Annotated in this window: 20 protein-coding genes; 11 read left to right on the top strand and 9 right to left on the bottom strand. The window is 41.5% G+C overall.

The window, feature by feature from the left end; genetic code table 11:
- Nucleotides 1-35: 35 nt before the first annotated feature.
- The 4 genes from E0H87_RS15220 to dapA all read right to left on the bottom strand — a co-directional run bounded on the left by E0H87_RS15220 (nt 36) and on the right by dapA (nt 3,829).
- Nucleotides 36-821: an ABC transporter substrate-binding protein gene (locus E0H87_RS15220; RefSeq protein ID WP_131324373.1), complete on the bottom strand. Its 786-nt coding sequence runs from the start codon at nt 819-821 to the stop codon at nt 36-38.
- Between the two features lie 729 nt (nt 822-1,550).
- Entirely contained in the window at nt 1,551-2,270 is a 720-nt protein-coding gene (purC, locus tag E0H87_RS15215) for a phosphoribosylaminoimidazolesuccinocarboxamide synthase (protein ID WP_131324372.1), read from the bottom strand.
- Nucleotides 2,271-2,307: 37 nt separating this feature from the next.
- On the bottom strand, nt 2,308-2,916 hold the full coding sequence (locus E0H87_RS15210) for a lipoprotein-34 precursor (NlpB) (RefSeq protein ID WP_131324371.1): 609 nt from the start codon (nt 2,914-2,916) through the stop codon (nt 2,308-2,310).
- Between the two features lie 13 nt (nt 2,917-2,929).
- Nucleotides 2,930-3,829: a 4-hydroxy-tetrahydrodipicolinate synthase gene (gene dapA / locus E0H87_RS15205; RefSeq protein ID WP_131324370.1), complete on the bottom strand. Its 900-nt coding sequence runs from the start codon at nt 3,827-3,829 to the stop codon at nt 2,930-2,932.
- Between the two features lie 638 nt (nt 3,830-4,467).
- On the opposite strand from dapA, the gene mhpT reads away from it, so the two are divergent.
- The 4 genes from mhpT (at nt 4,468) to ppk1 (ending at nt 9,763) form a co-directional block, all read left to right on the top strand.
- Nucleotides 4,468-5,682 (top strand): 3-(3-hydroxy-phenyl)propionate transporter MhpT, encoded by a 1,215-nt coding sequence (mhpT, locus tag E0H87_RS15200; RefSeq protein ID WP_131324369.1) that lies wholly within the window; start codon nt 4,468-4,470, stop codon nt 5,680-5,682.
- 184 nt (nt 5,683-5,866) lie between these two features.
- Nucleotides 5,867-6,502, top strand: a complete 636-nt coding sequence (gene pncA / locus E0H87_RS15195) for a bifunctional nicotinamidase/pyrazinamidase (protein WP_131324406.1) — start codon at nt 5,867-5,869, stop codon at nt 6,500-6,502.
- Between the two features lie 53 nt (nt 6,503-6,555).
- Nucleotides 6,556-7,530 carry a bile acid:sodium symporter family protein gene (locus E0H87_RS15190; protein WP_131324368.1) on the top strand — a complete coding sequence of 325 codons (975 nt, stop codon included), beginning with the start codon at nt 6,556-6,558 and terminating at the stop codon, nt 7,528-7,530.
- 169 nt (nt 7,531-7,699) lie between these two features.
- Nucleotides 7,700-9,763, top strand: a complete 2,064-nt coding sequence (gene ppk1, locus E0H87_RS15185) for a polyphosphate kinase 1 (RefSeq protein ID WP_131324367.1) — start codon at nt 7,700-7,702, stop codon at nt 9,761-9,763.
- A 59-nt stretch (nt 9,764-9,822) separates the two neighbouring features.
- Here ppk1 and E0H87_RS15180 read toward each other — a convergent pair whose 3' ends face one another.
- The gene (locus tag E0H87_RS15180; RefSeq protein ID WP_131324366.1) at nt 9,823-11,076 is read right to left on the bottom strand and encodes a hypothetical protein; all 1,254 of its coding nucleotides are present in this window, start codon (nt 11,074-11,076) and stop codon (nt 9,823-9,825) included.
- A gap of 77 nt (nt 11,077-11,153) precedes the next feature.
- Here E0H87_RS15180 and serB point away from each other — a divergent pair, with 77 nt between their 5' ends.
- The 3 genes from serB (at nt 11,154) to E0H87_RS15165 (ending at nt 13,970) form a co-directional block, all read left to right on the top strand.
- Nucleotides 11,154-12,374 carry a phosphoserine phosphatase SerB gene (serB, locus tag E0H87_RS15175; protein WP_131324365.1) on the top strand — a complete coding sequence of 407 codons (1,221 nt, stop codon included), beginning with the start codon at nt 11,154-11,156 and terminating at the stop codon, nt 12,372-12,374.
- 412 nt (nt 12,375-12,786) lie between these two features.
- Nucleotides 12,787-13,119 carry a ciprofloxacin tolerance protein AciT gene (gene aciT, locus E0H87_RS15170; protein ID WP_131324364.1) on the top strand — a complete coding sequence of 111 codons (333 nt, stop codon included), beginning with the start codon at nt 12,787-12,789 and terminating at the stop codon, nt 13,117-13,119.
- A 371-nt stretch (nt 13,120-13,490) separates the two neighbouring features.
- Entirely contained in the window at nt 13,491-13,970 is a 480-nt protein-coding gene (locus E0H87_RS15165; RefSeq protein WP_116762155.1) for an SCP-2 sterol transfer family protein, read from the top strand.
- A gap of 66 nt (nt 13,971-14,036) precedes the next feature.
- Here the strand turns inward: E0H87_RS15165 and dtd are convergent, their stop codons facing one another.
- Nucleotides 14,037-14,477, bottom strand: a complete 441-nt coding sequence (gene dtd, locus E0H87_RS15160) for a D-aminoacyl-tRNA deacylase (protein ID WP_131324363.1) — start codon at nt 14,475-14,477, stop codon at nt 14,037-14,039.
- A gap of 255 nt (nt 14,478-14,732) precedes the next feature.
- Between dtd and E0H87_RS15155 the strand changes: the two genes are divergently transcribed.
- Nucleotides 14,733-14,927 carry a CopG family transcriptional regulator gene (locus E0H87_RS15155; RefSeq protein WP_131324405.1) on the top strand — a complete coding sequence of 65 codons (195 nt, stop codon included), beginning with the start codon at nt 14,733-14,735 and terminating at the stop codon, nt 14,925-14,927.
- 52 nt (nt 14,928-14,979) lie between these two features.
- Here the strand turns inward: E0H87_RS15155 and E0H87_RS15150 are convergent, their stop codons facing one another.
- Complete coding sequence (locus tag E0H87_RS15150) at nt 14,980-15,336, bottom strand: roadblock/LC7 domain-containing protein (RefSeq protein ID WP_131324362.1); 357 nt, start codon at nt 15,334-15,336, stop codon at nt 14,980-14,982.
- Between the two features lie 327 nt (nt 15,337-15,663).
- On the opposite strand from E0H87_RS15150, the gene pncB reads away from it, so the two are divergent.
- The 3 genes from pncB to asd all read left to right on the top strand — a co-directional run bounded on the left by pncB (nt 15,664) and on the right by asd (nt 18,678).
- Nucleotides 15,664-16,872: a nicotinate phosphoribosyltransferase gene (gene pncB / locus E0H87_RS15145; RefSeq protein WP_131324361.1), complete on the top strand. Its 1,209-nt coding sequence runs from the start codon at nt 15,664-15,666 to the stop codon at nt 16,870-16,872.
- Nucleotides 16,873-16,981: 109 nt separating this feature from the next.
- Complete coding sequence (locus E0H87_RS15140) at nt 16,982-17,830, top strand: sulfurtransferase (RefSeq protein WP_131324404.1); 849 nt, start codon at nt 16,982-16,984, stop codon at nt 17,828-17,830.
- A complete protein-coding gene (asd, locus tag E0H87_RS15135; protein WP_131324360.1) occupies nt 17,827-18,678 on the top strand; it encodes an archaetidylserine decarboxylase in 852 nt (283 codons plus the stop codon). The genes E0H87_RS15140 and asd overlap by 4 nt, the downstream gene beginning before the upstream one ends.
- Nucleotides 18,679-18,751: 73 nt before the next feature.
- Here the strand turns inward: asd and phoR are convergent, their stop codons facing one another.
- Nucleotides 18,752-20,110 carry a phosphate regulon sensor histidine kinase PhoR gene (gene phoR / locus E0H87_RS15130; protein ID WP_131324359.1) on the bottom strand — a complete coding sequence of 453 codons (1,359 nt, stop codon included), beginning with the start codon at nt 20,108-20,110 and terminating at the stop codon, nt 18,752-18,754.
- Nucleotides 20,111-20,120: 10 nt separating this feature from the next.
- The gene (phoB, locus tag E0H87_RS15125) at nt 20,121-20,831 is read right to left on the bottom strand and encodes a phosphate regulon transcriptional regulator PhoB (RefSeq protein ID WP_016168882.1); all 711 of its coding nucleotides are present in this window, start codon (nt 20,829-20,831) and stop codon (nt 20,121-20,123) included.
- Nucleotides 20,832-20,946: the final 115 nt, after the last annotated feature.

Below are 20,946 nucleotides of genomic sequence, written 5' to 3'. Positions count from 1 at the left end.
TAAAAAATGTCGGTTTAAAACCGACATTTTTGTCATCAATAAATACTGAAGGAGAAGTATTTTTTCTCGAGTTTTTTGTATGTTCCATCGGCAATAATGGCTGCTAAAGCACCATCAATGGCTTTTTTCAGATCAGCATCTTCTTTACGCAAGCCAATGGCTGCACCTACGCCAAGGGTTTTGGCATCGACCACGTTGCCACCCGCAAAGCCAAATCCTTTGCCTTTTGGTGATTTAAGGAAGCCACCATCCACCATAATGGCATCTTGTAATGTTGCATCTAGACGCCCAGACACCATGTCTTGGTAAAGCACGTCTTGGTTTGGATAAGGCACTACATTGACACCTTTAGGTGCCCAATAGGCTTTTGCATAACTTTCTTGAATGGTGCCTTGTTGCACGCCCACACGCTTCCCTTTTAAAGATGCAGGGCTTGGCACTAATGGAGAACCCTTCTTCGCGACCATGCGGGTTGGGGTGTTGTAAATTTTATTACTGAAAGCAATTTGTTTTGAGCGATCCGCCGTAACGGTCATTGAAGACAAAATACCATCGAACTTTTTCGCTTTGAGTGCAGGAATCATCCCGTCAAAAGAGTTTTCCACCCAGACACATTTGGCTTTTAATTTGGCGCAAATGGCATTACCTAGGTCGATGTCAAAACCCACCAACTTGTTGTCAGGAGTTTTATATTCAAAAGGGGCATAGGCAGATTCTGTACCGAAACGAATGACTTTCCATTCTTTGGCCTGCACCGTGCTGCCAAGCGCTGTCAGCATTAACGTCGTTGAAAGTAATACTTTCTTTTGCCAGCTTTTCATCGTAAATATTAGCATCCGTAAAAAATCAAATTTCAAAAAATAAGAGGAAGACAAATTTACTCCACCTTTTGCTTTGAAATAAAAGCAACATATATACCAAAATTTCCATTTATTGGTGATTTATTCAGCTTTACACCTTTGTAATGGTGGAAATTTGGTACTTTTTACGGGCCAGAATAATTTTGTATTGCAACATCCTATTCGCAATCTTTCATCATATTTAAAACAGCGCACAGCACATAGTGGAAAAAATCGGGAAGCTTTGTGCGCTATGGCTTACACGATTGCTGCTTTTTTTTACAGTTTTTCTAAAGAAATTCTTTATTGATAAAAGTGGAGGGGATGCATTCGTGCGGTAAGGTGATGAATTAAAAAATATACAGGTAAAACTGTGATGAATAATGCAATTGCCATACTGAGATTAAAAATAAAGGCAAATTTAGCTTGTCTTAAGAATTGAAGTAAAATTTCAGACTGATGTCTTAAATAGCATTCTTCTATTTCCTCGATTACCAGTTCACTGCTGATAGACATTAGCAAAGATTTACGTGTGTAGGGATAAAGCCATAAATTGATGACTTGAATGAATTTTTATAACAGGCAAGCAAGATCAGAGTTTTAGATTTTTTGCTCTGTAAGAAATTTTTAACGTAGCATCATGCAATTCATATCGATATAAAAAAACCGAGCCTAGGGGCTCGGTTTTTTAGTTCGAAGTTTCAGACCGAATTAGATGTCTGAAAGGTTGATGCCAATACGGGCAGCAACTTCTTCGTAAGCTTCAACCACACCACCTAAACCTTGGCGGAAACGGTCTTTGTCGAGTTTTTTCTTGGTGTCTTTATCCCATAGACGGCAACCGTCTGGAGAGAATTCGTCACCCAATACGATACGGTCATGGAACACACCAAACTCAAGTTTGAAGTCAACCAAAATCATGTTGCCTTTGTCGAATAATGCTTTAAGCACATCATTCACTTGGTAAGTGAGTTCTTTCATTTTTTCAAGTTGTGCAGCAGTTGCCCAACCTAAAGCAATGGCTTGAGATTCATTCACCATTGGATCGCCAAGCGCATCATCTTTGAAGAATAATTCGAACGTTGGAGGAGTAAGTTCTTTACCTTCTTCAACACCTAAGCGACGGCAGAGTGAACCCGCTGCGTAGTTACGAATAACACATTCCACAGGAATCATGTCTAATTTCTTTACCAACACTTCTGTTGGAGAAAGTAATTTTTCAAAGTGAGTTTCAATGCCAGCAGCAGCCAGTTGCTCCATGATAAAGGCGTTAAAACGGTTGTTCACCTTGCCTTTACGATCTAGTTGTTCGATTTTTTCGCCATTGAACGCAGAGGCATCATCACGAAAGACTAAAATCAGATGGTCTTGACTATCTGTTTCATACACAGATTTCGCTTTACCAGTATAGAGCAAGGTTTGTTTTAACATGGGGGAACCTTTTGCAAAAAAAAATGCCTAGTGTGATCTAGGCCGGCCAGTTTTGGTAAATCTGGGTTAACAGTTCTGCAGCTTTTTGTTGATCTGCAAAGCTGTTATCGACATTAAACACTGCCAAATTATGACTTGAACCTACAGAAGTGAGTCGGAGTAGGTAGATCTGTTGATCAATTTTAAGCGTTACTTCGTAACGGTTTTTACTTTGACCCACGATGTTCTGGTTCAGGCTGCTGAGCGTGGCAAGTGTATACTGCCAAATTGTATCAGAATTTCCATCAATTTTGAGCAATGGATTTTGATTTCCATCAGTTAGTAATTGAGGGCGACCTACCACAGTGCTTTGTTCAGAAGAAGCAGGTGCTGCGCTGTTGGGTGCAGCAACATCTGGGCGAGGTAAAGCAAAACGGTTGCCTTTGCGATTTTCAAGCTTTGGTGCATGTTGAATCGCTAAAGGTTCAACCGTTGGTGCTGGATACAGTGGCGTCGCAGGGCGAACCATTGACCCTTCAGGATATTGTAGTGGTTCGAGGGTTGCTGTCTCTTTATAGTTCAAAGATTTGTTGCTCACCGCCAGTGAACTGCAACCTGCTAAACTCAATACTGAAAGTGCAAGGGTTAAACCTAAACGTAACTGCATAATATAGTGCTCTTTATTTGATTATACCTGCCGCAACTAACGCTTCACGAAGCGGTGCGCGGTATTGTTCTGCAAGAGGTGTTAATGGTAAGCGAACGCCAGTACCAATTAAGCCCATTTCGTGTAGCGCCCATTTCACAGGAATTGGGTTCGATTCACAAAATAGAATATTGTGTAAATTTGCAACTTGAGCATTTAATTCTTCTGCACGTGCAGCATCGCCTGCAATGGCAACAGCACATACTTCACTCATTTGCTTAGGCGCAACGTTCGCAGTGACCGAAATATTACCTTTCGCACCATGTTCAATTAACTGGTAAGCGGTTGCATCATCACCTGAATAAACCACCATGTCTTTACCACGTAAGCCTTCAAGTAAAGCTTGACCACGCGGAACATCACCAGTTGCATCTTTAATGCCAATAATCTGTGGAATATCAGCCAGACGAATGACCGTTTCATTGGCCATATCTACGCCTGTACGACCTGGTACGTTATACAGAATTTGAGGTAAATCAACAGCTTCGGCAATCGCTTTATAATGTTGATATAAGCCTTCTTGTGTCGGTTTATTGTAATATGGTGTGACCAATAGGGCTGCATCAGCACCGAGTTTTTTTGCTTCTTTTGTAAGTTCAATTGCTTCGCGCGTTGAGTTTGCACCAGTACCAGCAATAATTGGAATACGTTTGTTGGCTACACGAACAACTTCTTTAATCACTTGTGTATGTTCAGCCATGCTTAATGTAGACGCTTCACCAGTTGTTCCAACTGCAACAATACTGTTCGTTCCCTGTTGTATGTGCCACTCAACGAGCTTCTCAAGACCCTTCCAATCTACGCTGCCATCTTCAAACATTGGGGTGACGATTGCGACAATTGAGCCTTGAATGATCTGTGCTTGCTGAGTCATTTTAAAAAAATATCCTATTTGTCCATCCAGTGAAGTGAAAAACATGAGATTGGATGGGTGCGCATTTTGATTTATAGCAGTTTCAATTAGAGTGTGTCGAATTGAATAATGCTTATGCAAATTATGACTGAACAAGCGATGAAGAACAATATGCTTTAGTCAAAGCAATTCAAAACTTTAAAAAAGTGAAAAATAATGCATAGCGAGAGGGTGTGTCTCGCGCTTCAGAAGGTCAGAAAAAGACGTAGATCTACATACTCGAGTCAGAAACATAAATAAGATTAAGAGCTTATAGGACTCAATAAAGAGCTTATAGCTCTATGTTAAATCTAAGAAAATATGAAGTCTGACTACAGAAAACCATGTTAATGATTCATTTTAGCAATAATTGAATTTATGGAAGTTTAACTCGGCTAGCAGCTAAGTACTTAAAGTTCAGTCAAATTGTTGACTGTTTTAGTCAAATTTATTTTTGATTAATTGTTTTTAGGACTATTTATGCTCGGCAACGAAAATGTGACTTATCTCATAATTTATAAAAAATCACCCAAAATCTTCCACTTAAGGTGAGTTAATTTAAATTTCTGCTTCACGGATGATGAGCTTCATTTTGGACGAGGTTTAAACAAGGATTTGAGATGAATACATTGTCAGCGCGTAGGCACTCCGTGATTACGGTCGCCATTTGTTTTTTGATTGCGGTAATTGAAGGTTTAGATATTCAGGCTGCGGGTATTGCAGCCGCAGGTATTCGAGAACATTTTGAACTGAACAGTTCTCAACTGGGTGTGTTTTTCAGCGCAGGAATTTTAGGCTTATTACCTGGAGCATTGGTGGGGGGACGTTTTGCAGACCGTATCGGTCGTAAAGCAGTCTTGGTTTGGTCTGTTGCCGTATTTGCTGTATTCACTTTATGTACGGTCTGGGTGAATAGTTTTTACAGTCTATTGTTGGTGCGCTTTTTGGCTGGCGCGGGCTTAGGTGCTGCGATGCCGTTGCTAATTACGCTAGCATCGGAGGCGGTTACTCCTGCAAAGCGTGGGCAAGCTGTGGGGCTCATGTATTGTGGTATGCCTGTCGGAGCTGCCATTCTGTCTTATATTGCCAGCTTAGATTTTGGTTCGAACTGGAAAAATATTTTTTATCTGGGCGGCTTGTTACCTATTATTGTGCTCCCGATTATGATCAAGTTCTTGCCTGAATCGCGGGAATTCTTAAAAGCACAAACACGAGTAGAGACGAACGAAACCACACAGCACGTCTCTTTTCAGGATCTGTTTAATCGCCATAATTTAATGCGTACAGGCTTAATTTGGTTCAGTTATTTTTTCACCTTGATGGTGGTTTATATCATGCTGAGCTGGTTGCCCTCGTTATTTATGGAGCTGGGTTTCTCGCGTAAAGAGGGCAGTACCGCGCAATTCTACTTCATGCTCAGTGCAACTGTAGGAACGGTGATTTTGGGTATGCTCACAGACCGCTGGAAAAAAACCTATGTAATTGTGTTGATGTATGGTGGAATTCTAGCAGGCTTATTTGCCTTAAATGCTGCGGCTTCACTCACGCAAATGTATTTGGCTTCTGCACTGGTCGGGGCTTTTGTGATTGGTTGTCAGGGTGTGCTCTATGCGTTTGGGAGTATTGTCTATCCTACTGAACTACGCGGCACGGGTGTGGGAATGGCTTCGGCTGTTGGGCGTATTGGGGCGATGTTGGGTCCAACCATTGCAGGACAGCTTTTGGCAGCAGGTTTTGGCGCGACAGGTGTTGTTTCCGCAGCGATTCCTTGTATTGTGATTTCTGCTGTATTGATGTTAATTCTGGTACAACGTTTACAGAAAGTCAGCGTTTAAACATCGTGTAGTCTATAAATAGCCCGTATTTACGCGCTATTTTTATGGGCAATAAACAATCGGGAACAGCAGGAATTGTTGTAGATCAAGTCAGTGAGACTGACGCGCTCACTACATCCTCGAACTTTTGTTATATGCTAGCGAACAATCAATAAGAACAGCGAGCAAAATTGACATGCAACAGATGCAAAACAAGAAAGCGTTGATTGTCGTGGATGTCCAAAATGGTTTTACCCCAGGCGGAAATCTTGCAGTTGCCCATGCCGAGCAAATTATTCCTAAAATAAATCAATTGGGCGATTATTTTGAGCAAATTATTTTGACCCAAGACTGGCATCCTGCACAGCATATTTCTTTTGCAGAGAATCATGTTGGGAAACACGCCTTTGAGCAGATTGAACTGCCTTATGGCACACAGGTGCTCTGGCCCGCGCATTGTGTACAAGGCAGCCATGATGCCGACTTTCATCCTGATTTAGCCTTACCCCAAGCTCAATTGATTATCCGTAAAGGTACGCATGTGAATATCGACAGTTATTCCGCATTTATGGAAGCAGACCGAAAAACCACGACTGGTTTGGCAGGTTATTTAAATGCACGTGGTATAGATACGGTCTATATTGTGGGCATTGCGACGGATTTCTGCGTGGCATGGACCGCGATAGATGCCTGTCATTTAGGCTTTAAAACCTATGTGATTGCCGATGCAACCAAAGCAATTGATTTAAATGGTTCTTTGCAACATGCTTGGCAAGATATGTTGGCTGCTGGGGTACAACGAATCTACATCAAAGATATTGTTGCGACCACGACCGCATAATTCTTTTATTTTGCTTTACCTTCTCTAGTTTGACTCCCCATTGAGGACTGATCATGTCTGCATTATTGCAATTGAGCCATTTGATTCAGAAAACTTTTGCTTTCTGGGTGGTACTGTTTGCTGGAATCGCATTGATTCTGCCCGAAGCCTTTGTCTGGTTAAAAGCCTATATCCCATGGATGCTGGGGATTATTATGCTGGGCATGGGAATGACTATGCAGCTGGCGGACTTTAAAGCCATAGCACAAACGCCGAAAGCGGTCTGTATTGGGGTAATCGCACAATTTGTGGTGATGCCATTGTTGGCTTATGCTCTGTGTTTGATCTTTCAATTGCCTGCGGAGCTGGCCGTCGGGGTGATTTTAGTGGGCTGTTGTCCCGGGGGAACCGCTTCGAATGTCATTACTTATATGGCAAAGGGCAATACCGCACTGTCCGTTGCTTGCACTGCGGTTTCGACCTTATTGGCCCCTCTACTCACCCCATTTATTTTCTATCTGCTTGCGAGTCAATGGATTGAAATTAATGCGTGGTCCATGTTGAGTTCTATTTTACAAGTGGTGCTATTGCCAATTGTGGTGGGCTTAATTTTAAGACGTTTATTGAAACAACAGATTCAGCAGTACATCACTGTGATGCCGCTGATTTCGGTGTTGGCTATCGTGTTGATTGTGGCAGCAATTATTGGTGGCAGCAAAGCACAGCTACTCCATTCAGGTTTACTGATTTTTCTGGTGGTGGCATTACACAACGGCCTAGGATATTTGTTGGGATTTGGGTGCAGCCGTTTATTCCATTTAAATTATGCAGACAGTAAGGCTGTGGCGATTGAGGTCGGGATGCAAAACTCAGGTCTAGGTGTGGCATTATCCGCAGTTCATTTTGCAACAGCGCCATTAACTGCCTTACCCAGTGCAATTTTTAGTTTATGGCATAATATTTCTGGGCCGATTTTGGCGACCTATTGGGCAAGTCGACAGCATAAATCGGTTGCTGAGTCAGAGTTAGATGCTCGAAAATTTGAATGAAATCAGTGGATTTTTCTAATAAAAATTTGATCAAGTGTTGATAAAACAAACAGCAAGTTCATATATTTAAGTTGAGTTCAGGCTTGTAATAAAAACGTCATAAACACTGCATAACATGCAGGCACAGAGGGTAAAGAGTTGATTAAAAAATCAACAACATTGAGTCAAAATGAAAAATTTTCAGCATTCATCAGCAACGTATTTCAACCGCGAATTGGCACTCATTGAATTTAATCGGCGTGTTCTGGCTCAAGCGAGAAATCCCGATTTACCCATTTTAGAGCGCCTTAACTTCCTGATTATTTTCTCCCGCAATCTGGATGAGTTTTTTGAAATTCGAGTTGCGGGGTTAATGAAGCAACAGGATTTAAACGCCATTACCCGAATGCCTGACGGTATTCCAACCGATGTGGTTTTGTCTGAACTTTCGACTATAGTGCATCAGGCGGTACAAGAGCAGTATGAGATTTTCAATCATTCCATTTTGCCGCAGCTACAAGGCTTTGGGATTCATTTCATTCAATATCAAGACATTTTGGAAAAGCATAAGGCGTGGATTGCCAGCTATTTTGCCAAACAAGTCCAGCCTGTATTGACGCCAATCAGTCTGGACCCATCACATCCCTTTCCGCGCTTGGTCAATAAAAGTCTGAACTTCATTGTGAGTTTGGAAGGTAAAGATGCTTTTGGGCGTGAAATTGAAATGGCGATTGTGCCTGCGCCTCGATCTTTACCGCGTTTGATTCATTTGCCCGAGAGTGTGGTGGGGAATCATCAAGAACAGATTTTCCTGACCGCCATTATTCAGCAACATATCAGTGATTTATTTCCGGGTATGAAAGCGACAGGTTGCTATGCATTTCGTGTGACACGCAATGCCGATTTAATTTTGTCGGAAGATGTCGATGATCTGGCGGTGGCATTGAAAGATGAGTTGTCTTCTCGACGTTTTGGTCGTGCAGTGCGTTTAGAAATTGAAGATGATTGTCCCCGTGACATTACCGATTATTTGCTGAATCAATTTGATTTAGATCAAGAGAATTTGTATTCGATTTCGGGACCCATCAATTTATCGCGCTTAACCACCAGTTTTAATCGCCCTGATTTGAAATATCCCGTGTTTAACCCTGTTATTCCGAAGCCATTTCGTAAGCAACAGTCCATCTTTGAAATTTTGAAAAAAGAAGATGTGTTACTGCATCATCCTTTTGACTCATTTCAACCTGTGATTAGTTTATTGCGTGAAGCGGCAAAAGATCCAAATGTACTGGCGATTAAACAAACCTTGTATCGTAGTGGAGCAGATTCGGAAATTGTGCAAGCCTTAGCAGAAGCTGCGCGGAATGGCAAAGAAGTCACTGCGGTGATTGAGTTGCGGGCTCGTTTTGATGAAGAATCGAATATTACCGTGGCCAATGTCTTGCAAGAAGCGGGGGCGGTAGTGGTGTATGGCATTGTGGGGTATAAAACCCATGCCAAAATGATTTTAATCGTGCGTCGTGAAGATCAGCAATTGGTGCGTTATGCACATTTAGGCACAGGCAATTATCATGCAGGGAATGCCAAAATGTATACCGATTATGGCTTAATGACCACGCAGCCCGATATTTGTGAAGATGTACATCGGATGTTCCAAGAGCTGACGGGGATGGGCAAGATGGCAAAATTAAAGACTTTGCTGCATGCGCCTTTTACCTTGCATGCCGAATTGCTGAAGTTGATTGATCAGGAAATTGCATGTGCACAAGCGGGGAAAAATGCGCGTATTATCATTAAAGTTAATGCACTGACCGAGCCACAACTGATTGCTGCTTTATATCGCGCCTCACAGGCTGGGGTGAAAATTGAACTGATTATTCGTTCGATTTGCTGCTTGGTTCCACAACTGGAGGACTTGTCCGAAAATATTCGAGTGCGATCCATTGTAGGACGTTTCTTGGAACATACCCGTGTATATTATTTTGAACAGGGCGGAGAAAAGAAACTGTACTGTGCCAGCGCAGACTGGATGGGACGTAATTTATTTTCACGCGTGGAAACTTGCTTCCCCATTTTAGACCCGAAAATCAAAAAGCGTATTCTGCAAGATGGTTTACTCAATTATTTGTCGGATCAAAAGGGTACATGGCAATTGCAGTCTACTGGAGAGTGGATTCAAGCCTGCATTGCTCCAGATGAAGTGCCTCATTCCGCGCAAGAGTTCTTAATCAGCAAAAGCCTACAAAAAATTTAATCTTTTTAAGACTGCACAAAAAAGCCTGACATCAGTCAGGCTTTTTTATTGAAGTAAGCTCATGAGGCTTTAGATTGTTTGCCTTTGAGAATTTCTGTTCTTAAATTTTGTGCCAGTTCCGCCATGCTACTGTCCATGCCGTTGACCATAAAGGCATGACGGGTCAATACATTGGTCGGATTTGGCAAGGACACTAAGTCATAATGCTCACTGATGTGCTTTAACAACTCATTGTTCAAATGGACTGCACTTTCTTTGGCAGAAAGTTGATGGACCAGACGTTCAGCCGCTTGAACCGCAGACAACTGCATGGCTTCTACCGATGAAGAAATAGCACTACGTGTTTGTAACACGAAACGTTTTTCTTCACGATAGCGTTTGTATAAAACTTCCGACAATAATTGGAACACCGAACTAATCATGACCAAACAAGGCACGGCATCAGGCATGTCAGCCGATAAGGTGATGGTTGCCCCTTGCGCACTGAATTGTTGTACCGTGGTAATGTCCGAACGATTTAATTTATAGTGCTGAACCGCAAGCTCAATACTTTTGTTCAAGAAAATCTGGCACAAATTGAAATAAGGTACAGATACGGTCTGATTGACCGAGTCGAGGAGTTGCTTTGGATCATAATATTGAATGTTTAATGCAACAGAGCAATCATCCAAAACAACAGGTTTAATTTCTTTGCTTTTATTTTTATTTTGGAACTGTTGTTGGGCTTGAGCAATGGTTAATGCAGCATTATGTTTTTCTTGCTCTAGCGCTTGAGTTAAGGCCTGAATTTCGTGTTTCAAGCGGGATTCATTATTAATGCGTGCTAAATATTCGGTACGGCTTGGGCGGGCAATCGCGCGGTAACCCAACCATAATAGACCATGAATAAAGAACGAGAACAAAATAGCCAGCCATTGAGTCCGTAAAATTTCACCAATGCTGGGTTTGATCAGGGTAATTTCAATGGTGCCGACTTTTTTCTCATTTTGTAAGGCATCACGAACAAAGACCTCACCATCACGGGTTTTGGATAAACCGCCTGTTGCCAAAACCTGATTAGTGCCGTCTAAAATTCGAATAGAGGCGACACTTGGATTCGTGGCGTAACGATTCACCAATAAGGCCAGTGATACTGTATTGGCAGGTTCAAGTTCCGATAAACTGTCTGTGACCAACTGACTGGTCATCAACTGTCCCTGATTCGCACGGTTTTCATTTAGTTGGTGAGTGGTTGCAATCACCAATAAAAAGGTATGAAGTGCAAAACTTATTATCAGTAGGCTAGCAAATAGCCCTTGTCTAGGCGCATTCAACGTAAACTTCCAAGGCAATTCTATTCAAATTCGATTATGATTCTCACAATAGTTGTAGCTCAGACTCGAGTCAATTCATGCGAGAAATCATTCTTATATCATTTTTAGGACCCGACCAACCTAATCAATTCACTCGATTAATGCAGGTTTTGTCCACTCATTCCTTACAAATTCTAGATGTTGGACAAGCCGTCATCCATAATCAACTGACTCTAGGTATTGTTGTTTCGTCAGATGACCAGACTGCAACAGCATTAGCCATGAAGGAAATTCTGATTCTAGCACATGATATCGGCTTAACAGTGCGCTTTAAACCGATCTCTGCAACAGAATATGATCAATGGGTCGGTGAAGGTGGACGTACACGCTATATTGTCACGGCTTTGGCGCCAGAACTGACTGCTGCGCATTTACAAGCTGTTACCAATATTGTGTCGAACCAAGGCTTTAATATTGAAACAGTGATCCGTTTATCAGGTCGTCCACAGTTACAAAACCAGTCAGAAGGACCAAAACGTTCTTGTGTACAGTTTGGTCTGAGCGGACAAATGTTAGATGCAACCGCAATGCGTGCAGCGTGCTTACGTTTGTCCTCAGAACTCAGTATTGATATTGCGGTGCAAGAAGACAATGCTTACCGTCGCAACAGCCGTTTAGTGTGTTTTGACATGGATTCGACCCTCATTGAACAAGAGGTGATTGATGAATTGGCGATTGAGGCGGGTGTGGGTGAGCAAGTTGCAGAAATTACCGAGCGTGCCATGCAAGGTGAGCTTGATTTCCAACAAAGCTTCCGTGCACGTGTTGCATTATTAAAAGGTTTGGATGCTTCGGTATTGCCTAAAATTGCAGAACGCTTGACCATTACGGAAGGGGCAGAACGCTTAATTACAACCTTAAAATCATTGGGTTATAGAACTGCGATTTTATCGGGTGGCTTCCAGTACTTTGCCGAGTATTTACAAGCCAAACTCGGGATTGATGAAGTGCATGCCAATATTTTGGATGTGCAAGATGGTCACGTTACAGGTGAAGTCAAAGGTCATATTGTTGATGGTGCACGTAAGGCATTTTTATTGCGTGAACTGGCAGACAGCATGGGGATTTCACCTGAGCAAACCATTGCGGTCGGTGATGGTGCCAATGACTTACCAATGCTTTCAATTGCAGGCTTAGGCGTTGCATTCCGAGCGAAACCTTTAGTTCGTCAGAATGCCAATCAAGCGATTTCAAGCGTGGGACTTGATGGGGTGTTATACCTGTTGGGCGTACATGATAAAGATCTTAACTGCGCGTAACCATTACAGTTTCATGAATAGAACGCAATCTTCGGATTGCGTTTTTTGTTTTCTTCTGCGTGACTTTTGTATTAAAAAATCATCCAACGATTTGCCACCATCTGCTTCAAATCCAGTGCTCAAAAAATAATTTTTTCCGTGAAAAACCCCGTTGTTTTTTTGTAATGACACGCCAACTCATGGCATATCTTGCTTCCATTCAACTCGAAATGACAAAAAATGTAATGACAAAATAATATTGCGACAAGGTATGTCGTTCAATAAAAAAGCATCCCTTTTTTTCTGTTTAAAACTGCTCATAATGCTTGCATAGAGATACAGATAAACAAATTTCACAAAACTAATATAGGTCGTGAGAATGACGGGTCGGGTATTTTCCCAGACACGATTTCCATTGAAGACGGAGGTTTTTATGGTCACAGCGAATTTAGCAACCATAATTGGCTTGAGTTGTGTGGCTGTTGCACTGATTGCTGTTTTCTTCTCGCCGTATCGTCGTTGGCTGAGCTTTATGTTCGCAGGTATGATGTTCTGGGGCTTGCTAGAAATGATTCGACTCAGCATTCAGGTCGTGTTTGATTTGCCCATGGCATTTAGTTATCTGGCTGCGGTGAGCTTATCCATGACGATGGTGACTTTATTATTGTTTCGAGAAGATCGTCGTGCTGAACGTGCTTTATCCAAGCGCCGTTATATCGAACATACCCCAGTATATGAAGATGATCAGCAGTACAGTAGTCGTTAAGCATTGATTGCTCCTTTTCACCCCAAGATGAGAGGGAGCCAAGTTCGAGCGAAGCTTGGACAATGAAAAAATAACAATAAATATTGCCACACTCGGGTAAATGTTGGTCATGCAGTTCAGGTGTGTAGAAACAGGTGAGCTTTCATTTTGAGCCATCTCGTGGTGCTTTTATTACTCTACTTTTTATCCAGTTAGGTACTGCTGTATGCACGTGATAAAAAAGACGGTGATTTTGTGATGGACATAAAATTTTGTTTATGACTTTAGCGGTCAGATTGGGATTGTTATACAAAGCCTAGCTTCCATCAGAATTAAGTTATGGTAGGATGGAGCAGTCAATTTTTCTACAATTACAATAGGCTTCAAACGTCATGAAACTGTCTTCAATTCCAGTTGTCAAACTACCATTGGTCGATGTGAGCACGGATCCACTTGATCTTTTGGTGGCGAGTTTAGTGTTGCGCATGAAACAACTGGCTCGTACCAGCCCAAAATTTATTGAGTTGATTCATGAGCGTCAATTTCGCATCCAGATTGGGACGGATCAAGGTGTAGCCCGCCAAATTATTATCAACAATGGTCAAATTGATACAGTTTCGGGTGATGCAGAAAAAGCCGATTTTATCTTGCAGTTTGTAGACAGTGAGCAAGGGGTGAAAACCTTACTGAAAGGTGACCCTTCTGCATTCATGACTGGGATGCAGAATGGCAGCATTAAAATGGAAGGTGACTTCAGCTTATTGGTTTGGTTTAACAAGGTCGCAAAATTGATTCCACCAAAATTACCAAAACCGGTGAAAGAAAAAATTCAATTGGCACGTCAATTCTTAAAAGAAAAAACAGGTCGATAAGTCTTTCATTGCGAAGCAACAAAAAAGCCTACAATTGACTGTAGGCTTTTTTTATTGCTGAATTTTTTATTCAACTTCGAGTTGAAAGGTCACAGGACCATCATTAATTAAATGCACTTTCATATCAGCCGCAAAAATACCGGTTTGTACGTGTTCAAATTGCGATTTGGCATAGCCTACTAATTGTTCATACAGGACTTTGGCGGCATCGGGTGGCATTGCAGGGCCAAAATCGGGGCGTAAGCCTTTTTGCGTTTGTGCCATCAGGGTAAATTGCGACACCAAGAGTAAACCACCTTGAGCTTGTGCCACATTCCAGCCCATTTTGCCGTGTTCATCATCAAAAATGCGGTACTTGAGGATTTTATCAATCAGCTTTTTGCCTTTTTCAAGCTGATCTTCTTTCCCGAGTCCCAAAAAGACCAGTAACCCATGTTGAATTTCACCCGTGACTTGACCATCGACGATCACTTTGGCTTCAAGGACTCGTTGTAATAATGCACGCATATAAAAAACTGATATCAAAACAATCAAAATCAGTTTATCAAAAGCAGATAACTGATTTCATATATTATGCAGAGAAAGATTAAAATAGGTGATCACTAAAACCTTAAAAATAATATGGTTTTATTTGGCAGATTAAGTTATGCTAAATCAGGATTCAATTTAAAGAAAGGCATGGATGAATTTAAATCTTGCCTTACAATAATAAAATGATAATAATATTATCATTTGATGTTAATAATATGATAGAAAATGGCTATGGAAAATAAAACTGCAAGATTGACAATTTTGATTGACCCTATAAAAAAAGAAGCTTTTGAAGTGTTATGTAGTCAGCAAGATTTAAAACCCTCACAAGTGGTTCGACAGCTTATTCGTGAATATTTAAATACGCATGGTGTAGATTACGCAACAAAATTGAAAAATAATGTGCAAAATTTATCGGAAAAATGATGAAAAAAAGCCATCTATGAAAGATGGCTTTTTTTTTTGCTCATCGCAAAAATTATGAGAAATCTAATTCTTTTTCAAACGATTTTAATTCATGGCGAGCCATTGCAAGATTTGATTTTTGACGGTCTAAGACGAGATAGAGAAACAGTTCATCATTGCGGTCTAATGGGCGTAAAACGTGATATTGCTTACCTAAACTAATCAATATATCTTCAATATTATCTTTTAAATTTAAAGCATTCGCGACCTTTCGTTTTGCACGAATAACCTCTGTATTTCCAGCAGCTGCAAGTTCTAAATCGATTCCAGAACCTACCGCAGATAAAGATAAGCCACTTGAACTATCAACCAGTGCAGCAGCAACAAAACCGTCGATTTCAACTAACGGTTTTAAATCTAATTTAGCCATTTTTATTCTCCATACCAGCATGATTTATTGGGTAATATTATTAATTTTAATAGTGAATAATATTACTTTTTATTTGAAATTTGATAGTAATTTAAAGCAAATAAAATTTCAATAAATGTTAATTAAAATTTATTAAAAATGCATTTTATTATAATATTGTGATAATAATATGCACATGTTTACATGGCGATCTATTGGCCTTGCATAACTGGAATCATTATTTTTTTTGTTAAAAGGATAAGAAAAAAGAATAAATGACGTTGGATGTTATGTAACAATGGATTTAGTGATTTATCGTGAATGAAGAACATTCCGAACGGATAGGCTATGCAACCAATAATTCAATCCTTGCTGGATACTGATTTATATAAATTTACGATGCTACAAGTGGTATTACACCAGTTTCCACAAACGCATAGTGTCTACCATTTCCGTTGCCGTAATTTGGACGAGACGGTGTATCCCTTGGTGGATATTCTGCAAGATTTGAATGAGCAGTTGGATTATTTGTGTCAGCTTCGGTTTAAAGAAGATGAATTGCAATATTTGCGTGGTTTACGTTTTATTAAAAGTGACTTTGTCGATTATCTAGAATTATTCCAGTTAAAACGCCGCTTTATTCACGCCAGTGTCGATCACGAAGGTCGTTTGGACATTTGGGTGGAAGGCCCCATGGTACAAGCCATGATGTTCGAGATTTTTGTCTTGGCGATTGTGAATGAACTGTACTTTAAGCGCCTCCGTACGCCAGAAGTACTTGAAGAAGGTGAGCGCCGCCTCAAAGCCAAAATTGAATTTATTCAACAGTGCGAACAGCAGCAGCGCCCAGAAGATCCCCCTTTCTTGGTCTCTGATTTTGGTACTCGCCGTCGCTACAGTTTGACTTGGCAAAGGCAGGTGATTCAGGCATTTCATCATGCTGTCCCGAATGTTTTCCGCGGTACCAGCAATGTGCTGTTGGCGAAAGAATTGGGAATTTCACCGATTGGCACCATGGCACATGAGTTTTTACAAGCCTTTCAGGCTTTAGATGTGCGTTTGCGAGACTTCCAAAAAGCTGCATTAGAGACTTGGGTGCAAGAGTACCGTGGTGATCTAGGCATCGCCCTGACTGATGTCGTTGGAATGGATGCTTTCTTGCGTGATTTCGATTTGTATTTTGCCAAATTATTTGATGGTTTAAGACATGACAGTGGTGACCCCTTTGTTTGGGGTGATAAAGCCTATGAACATTACAAAACCCTAAAAATTGACAGCAGAACCAAAATGCTAACCTTTAGTGATGGTTTGAATTTACAAAAAGCTTGGGCATTACATCAATATTTTAAAGATCGTTTCAAAGTGAGCTTCGGCATTGGCACCAATCTGACCAATGATATGGGGCAAACCCCACTGAATATTGTATTGAAGTTGGTAGAATGTAATGGACAATCAGTGGCGAAAATTTCAGATAGTCCAGGCAAGACCATGACCGATAACGATACCTTCTTGGCTTATTTACGTCAGGTTTTTCAAATTACAGAGCCTGCGCATTAATTGATTTATATTGCTGATTTTCTGCAAAGATCTATAGAAAAATCGGCATTTTGTAGACATGGGCTTATGCTAAGATCAGGCTGTTGCTAGGACAAAACGTGTAAAAATGATGATGGAATCTACGCTAAATTTGGGTTTATTAATTGAGGTGGAAGAGTTACTTCCACATTTAGGCAATGAAAAATTACGTATTGTGGATTTAAGTCGCAGCTCGGTTTATGAGCAGCTGCATATTCCGCAGGCCATTCCGCTTAAACCCGCACAATTGCTACGCCAAGAAGAAAATGCTACAGGCTTGTTACCTGATGTTGACGGTTTGACTGCGCTGATTCAGTATTTAAATATTAGTCCTGAACATCATGTGGTGGTTTATGATGATGAAGGTGGCGCCTGGGCAGGACGCCTCATCTGGAATTTACATTGCTTAGGTTTTTACAATACCTCGCTGCTCAATGGTGGTATTCATGCATGGTTAGGACAAGGTTTACCCACGACCTCTGAACAGGTGAAATTTGCCCCTGTAGAAGCCTTAGTCCAAGTCAATTTGGCTGCACAAGACCAAGTTCGAATTGAATATCCCGAGTTACTGTCTTTGGTACAGCAGCAGGCGATTCAACTTTGGGATTGTCGAACAGAAGATGAATATACCGGTTTAAGATTGGCCGCGCGACGCGGTGGTCATATTCCAAATGCACGCCATTTTGAATGGAGTACTGCACTTAATCGTGAAAATCATTTAAAATTGCATCCTTTAGAACGCACACAGCAACGCTTAGAACAACAAGGTTTCAATTTACAAGAACCTGTCGTGGTGTACTGTCAGTCACATCATCGTTCAGGTTTGGCTTATATTTTGGGTCGTGTATTGGGTTGGAATATTCGAGCTTATGATGGTGCGTGGAGTGAATGGGGCAATCGCCTCGATAGTCCAATCGTTACTGGAGAGTTACCGTCTTGAGCCTCACCTCACGTTTAACAAAACAATTTTTTATTCAGGCGCAACGTGTTGTGCCGCAACATCAACTCTCTCGTGTGGTGGGTAAGATTGCTGCCAGTGAACATCCGTTGATTAAAAACACGGCAATCTCTGCATTTAAAGCGCAATATGGCATTGATATGTCGATTGCGGAGCAAAAAAATGCCTTGAAATACAAGTCATTCAATGAGTTCTTTACCCGCGCTTTGCAAGACGGAGTCCGTGAAATTGATGTTGATGCCACAAGCATTGTGTCACCTGCGGATGGTGCAATTTCACAATTGGGGCATATTGAAGCGGGTGAAGTGTTTCAGGCCAAAGGGCAAAGCTTCTCTATAGAAAAATTGATTGCGGATCCTCAATTAGCAGAGCCATTTAAACAAGGTGAATTTGCAACCGTTTATTTGTCTCCGCGTGATTATCACCGTGTCCATATGCCGTTTGCAGGTACGCTCACAGAAACTTTATACGTACCTGGTGAATTGTTCTCTGTGAACCAGACAACGGCTGAAAATATCCCAGGCTTGTTCGCACGTAATGAGCGTATGGTGTGCCTGTTTGATACCGAATTGGGTCGTATGGCCGTGGTATTAGTGGGTGCGATGATTGTGGCAGGCATTGAAACGGTTGCCACAGGTAAAGTGAAACCGACTGGGCGCTTAGAGCTGAACCAGCACAATCTGTTCCTTGAAAAAGGCGCGGAGTTAGGACGTTTTTATTTAGGTTCGACAGCAATAGTCTTGTTTGAACACAATAAAATGCAGTGGGATGCGCAGTTCAAAGCCAATTCGACGGTGGTGATGGGCGAGGCATTGGGGCATACCCTGTAATGATGCCTTTGAGATGGTTGTCGTATGCAACCATCTCAATTCTTATTTTTTTAAAATATTATAAAAATCTTTTTTAGCTCATGTGATACAGGCGTTCTTTCGGAAATACCACTTTAAAGGTTGAGCCTTGATTTTCTTTGGATTCGATTTCTAAATGCGCGTTGTGCTGCATTAGTACATGTTTCACAATCGCCAGTCCTAAACCCGTTCCACCTGTTTGACGACTACGCGCGCTGTCCACACGATAAAAGCGTTCGGTTAAGCGTGGCAAATGTTTCGGATCAATACCAATACCCGTATCTTCAACAGTAAAATAACCCTGTTCGCCATCATCATGCCAACCCATGGTAATAGTACCGCCTTTCGGGGTGTATTTAATTGCGTTGGTAATGAGGTTACTAAACGCACTGGCCAATTCGGTATCTGAACCAATGAGGTCGCAATGACTGTCGATGTCTAAATTCAGGGTATGGCCATAATCTACGTTATAGGCCTGCGCATCATCGAACAACTGATTCATCAGGCTAGGCATTTCAATAATCTGGTTTTTGGCAATTTGCTTGTTATTTTCTAAACGGGATAGCAGCAACAAATCGTTGACCAAGGCATTCATGCGTTTGGTCTGCGCCTGCATTTGCTCAAACGCACGTTTCCAGCGTGGATTTAAATCTTCCTGATCGGTAAAGGTTTCAATATAACCGCTGAGCACCGTTAAAGGCGTGCGCAATTCATGTGAAATATTATCGACAAAGTCTTTGCGCATTTGCTCTAGATTGTGCATCCGTGTTACGTCATACGCCACCAATAGACGGCTTTCACCGCCAAAGCGGGTCATTTTGATTTGCACATAATGGTCTTCAAACACGGAAGATTTCATTTTAATGCCATCAGGAATTTGGTCACTGTGTTTGAAATATTCAATAAAGCTTGGTTGGCGCAAAATGGTCATAATGTTACGACCACGGTCAAGCGATTGAATACCCAATAATTTTTCCGCCGCGGGATTCCACCATTCAATTTGATGTGACTCATCAATGAGCACCACGGCTTCTGCCAGTGCCACCAATGAAGATTGTGCACGGTCAATCAAGCCAACCATTTCGGCTTGCACGATACGTTCTTGGCGTTGTGCACGATAGACATTAAATAATAATGCCCCCCAAATTCCATTTAAATTGGGAGGAACATCATAAGGACGGTTAGAAATCCATTCATTGACCAAATACAAAGAACGTAGTTGAAAACCGAAAAAAATGGTAAAAGCAGCAAAAATGCAGACCCAAAAATACCCGATACCAAACCCGATCAAGCTTGCAATGAGCAATAGAAAAGCCAGTAAACGTAAATCTTGTTTGGCAAATATCCATAAACTGCTGTAACGGAATTTTTGATGCTCACGCGCCAGTTCGGGGACAGGGTAGGGTTCATACATAAAACTAAAATTAACCTAAAGCTACATCAGCACGAGTGGAGAAGCGGTAACCCGTTCCACGCACGGTTTGAACAAAACGGTCTGCACCATAGGGTTCTAAGACTTTGCGTAAACGACGGATATGGACGTCAATAGTACGGTCTTCAATATAGACATTGCCACCCCAAACTTGATCAAGCAATTGCGCACGGGTATAAGCACGCTCAGGATGTGTCATGAAGAAGGCCAATAAACGATATTCAGTGGGACCCATTTCTAGAATGTTATTGCCAAAACTCACGCGTTGGCTGACTGGGTCAAGCAATAAACCATTGGCATCAATGGTTTTTTCTCCACTCAGGGCATTGGCACGACGCAGAACTGCTTTAATGCGTGACACCAATTCACGCGTCGAAAAAGGTTTGGTCATATAGTCATCTGCACCTGCATCGAGACCTTGGACTTTATGGTCTTCTTCTCCGCGTGCGGTGAGCATAATGACTGGAATTTCAGATAAATTTTCATCGCGTTTAAGGCGACGACAGAGATCGACACCGCTGACACCACCAGGCATCATCCAGTCGAGCAGAATTAACGCTGGGCGTTGATCGACAATCATTTGATGCGCCTGTTTAGCATCTTCTGCCTGTAAGCATTGAAAGCCTGCCATATCCAAAGAGGTATGAATCATCTCTCGAATTGGAAGTTCGTCATCGACGATTAGTATGTAGTCATCTTTCACAACGCAATATCCTATTGATGATAACGGTAGGCCGTTTTTTATTTATGACAGGCTTATTACAAAGATTAATTATGACAGTATCATTGCAGAATAGGGCAGAATGCCAATTTTCGCA

The sequence above is a fragment of the Acinetobacter sp. ANC 4178 genome (assembly GCF_004331175.1).
Classification (GTDB): Bacteria; Pseudomonadota; Gammaproteobacteria; order Pseudomonadales; family Moraxellaceae; genus Acinetobacter.
Note: the sequence above shows the minus strand (reverse complement) of the source record. Positions and strands in the feature narration are given on the sequence as shown.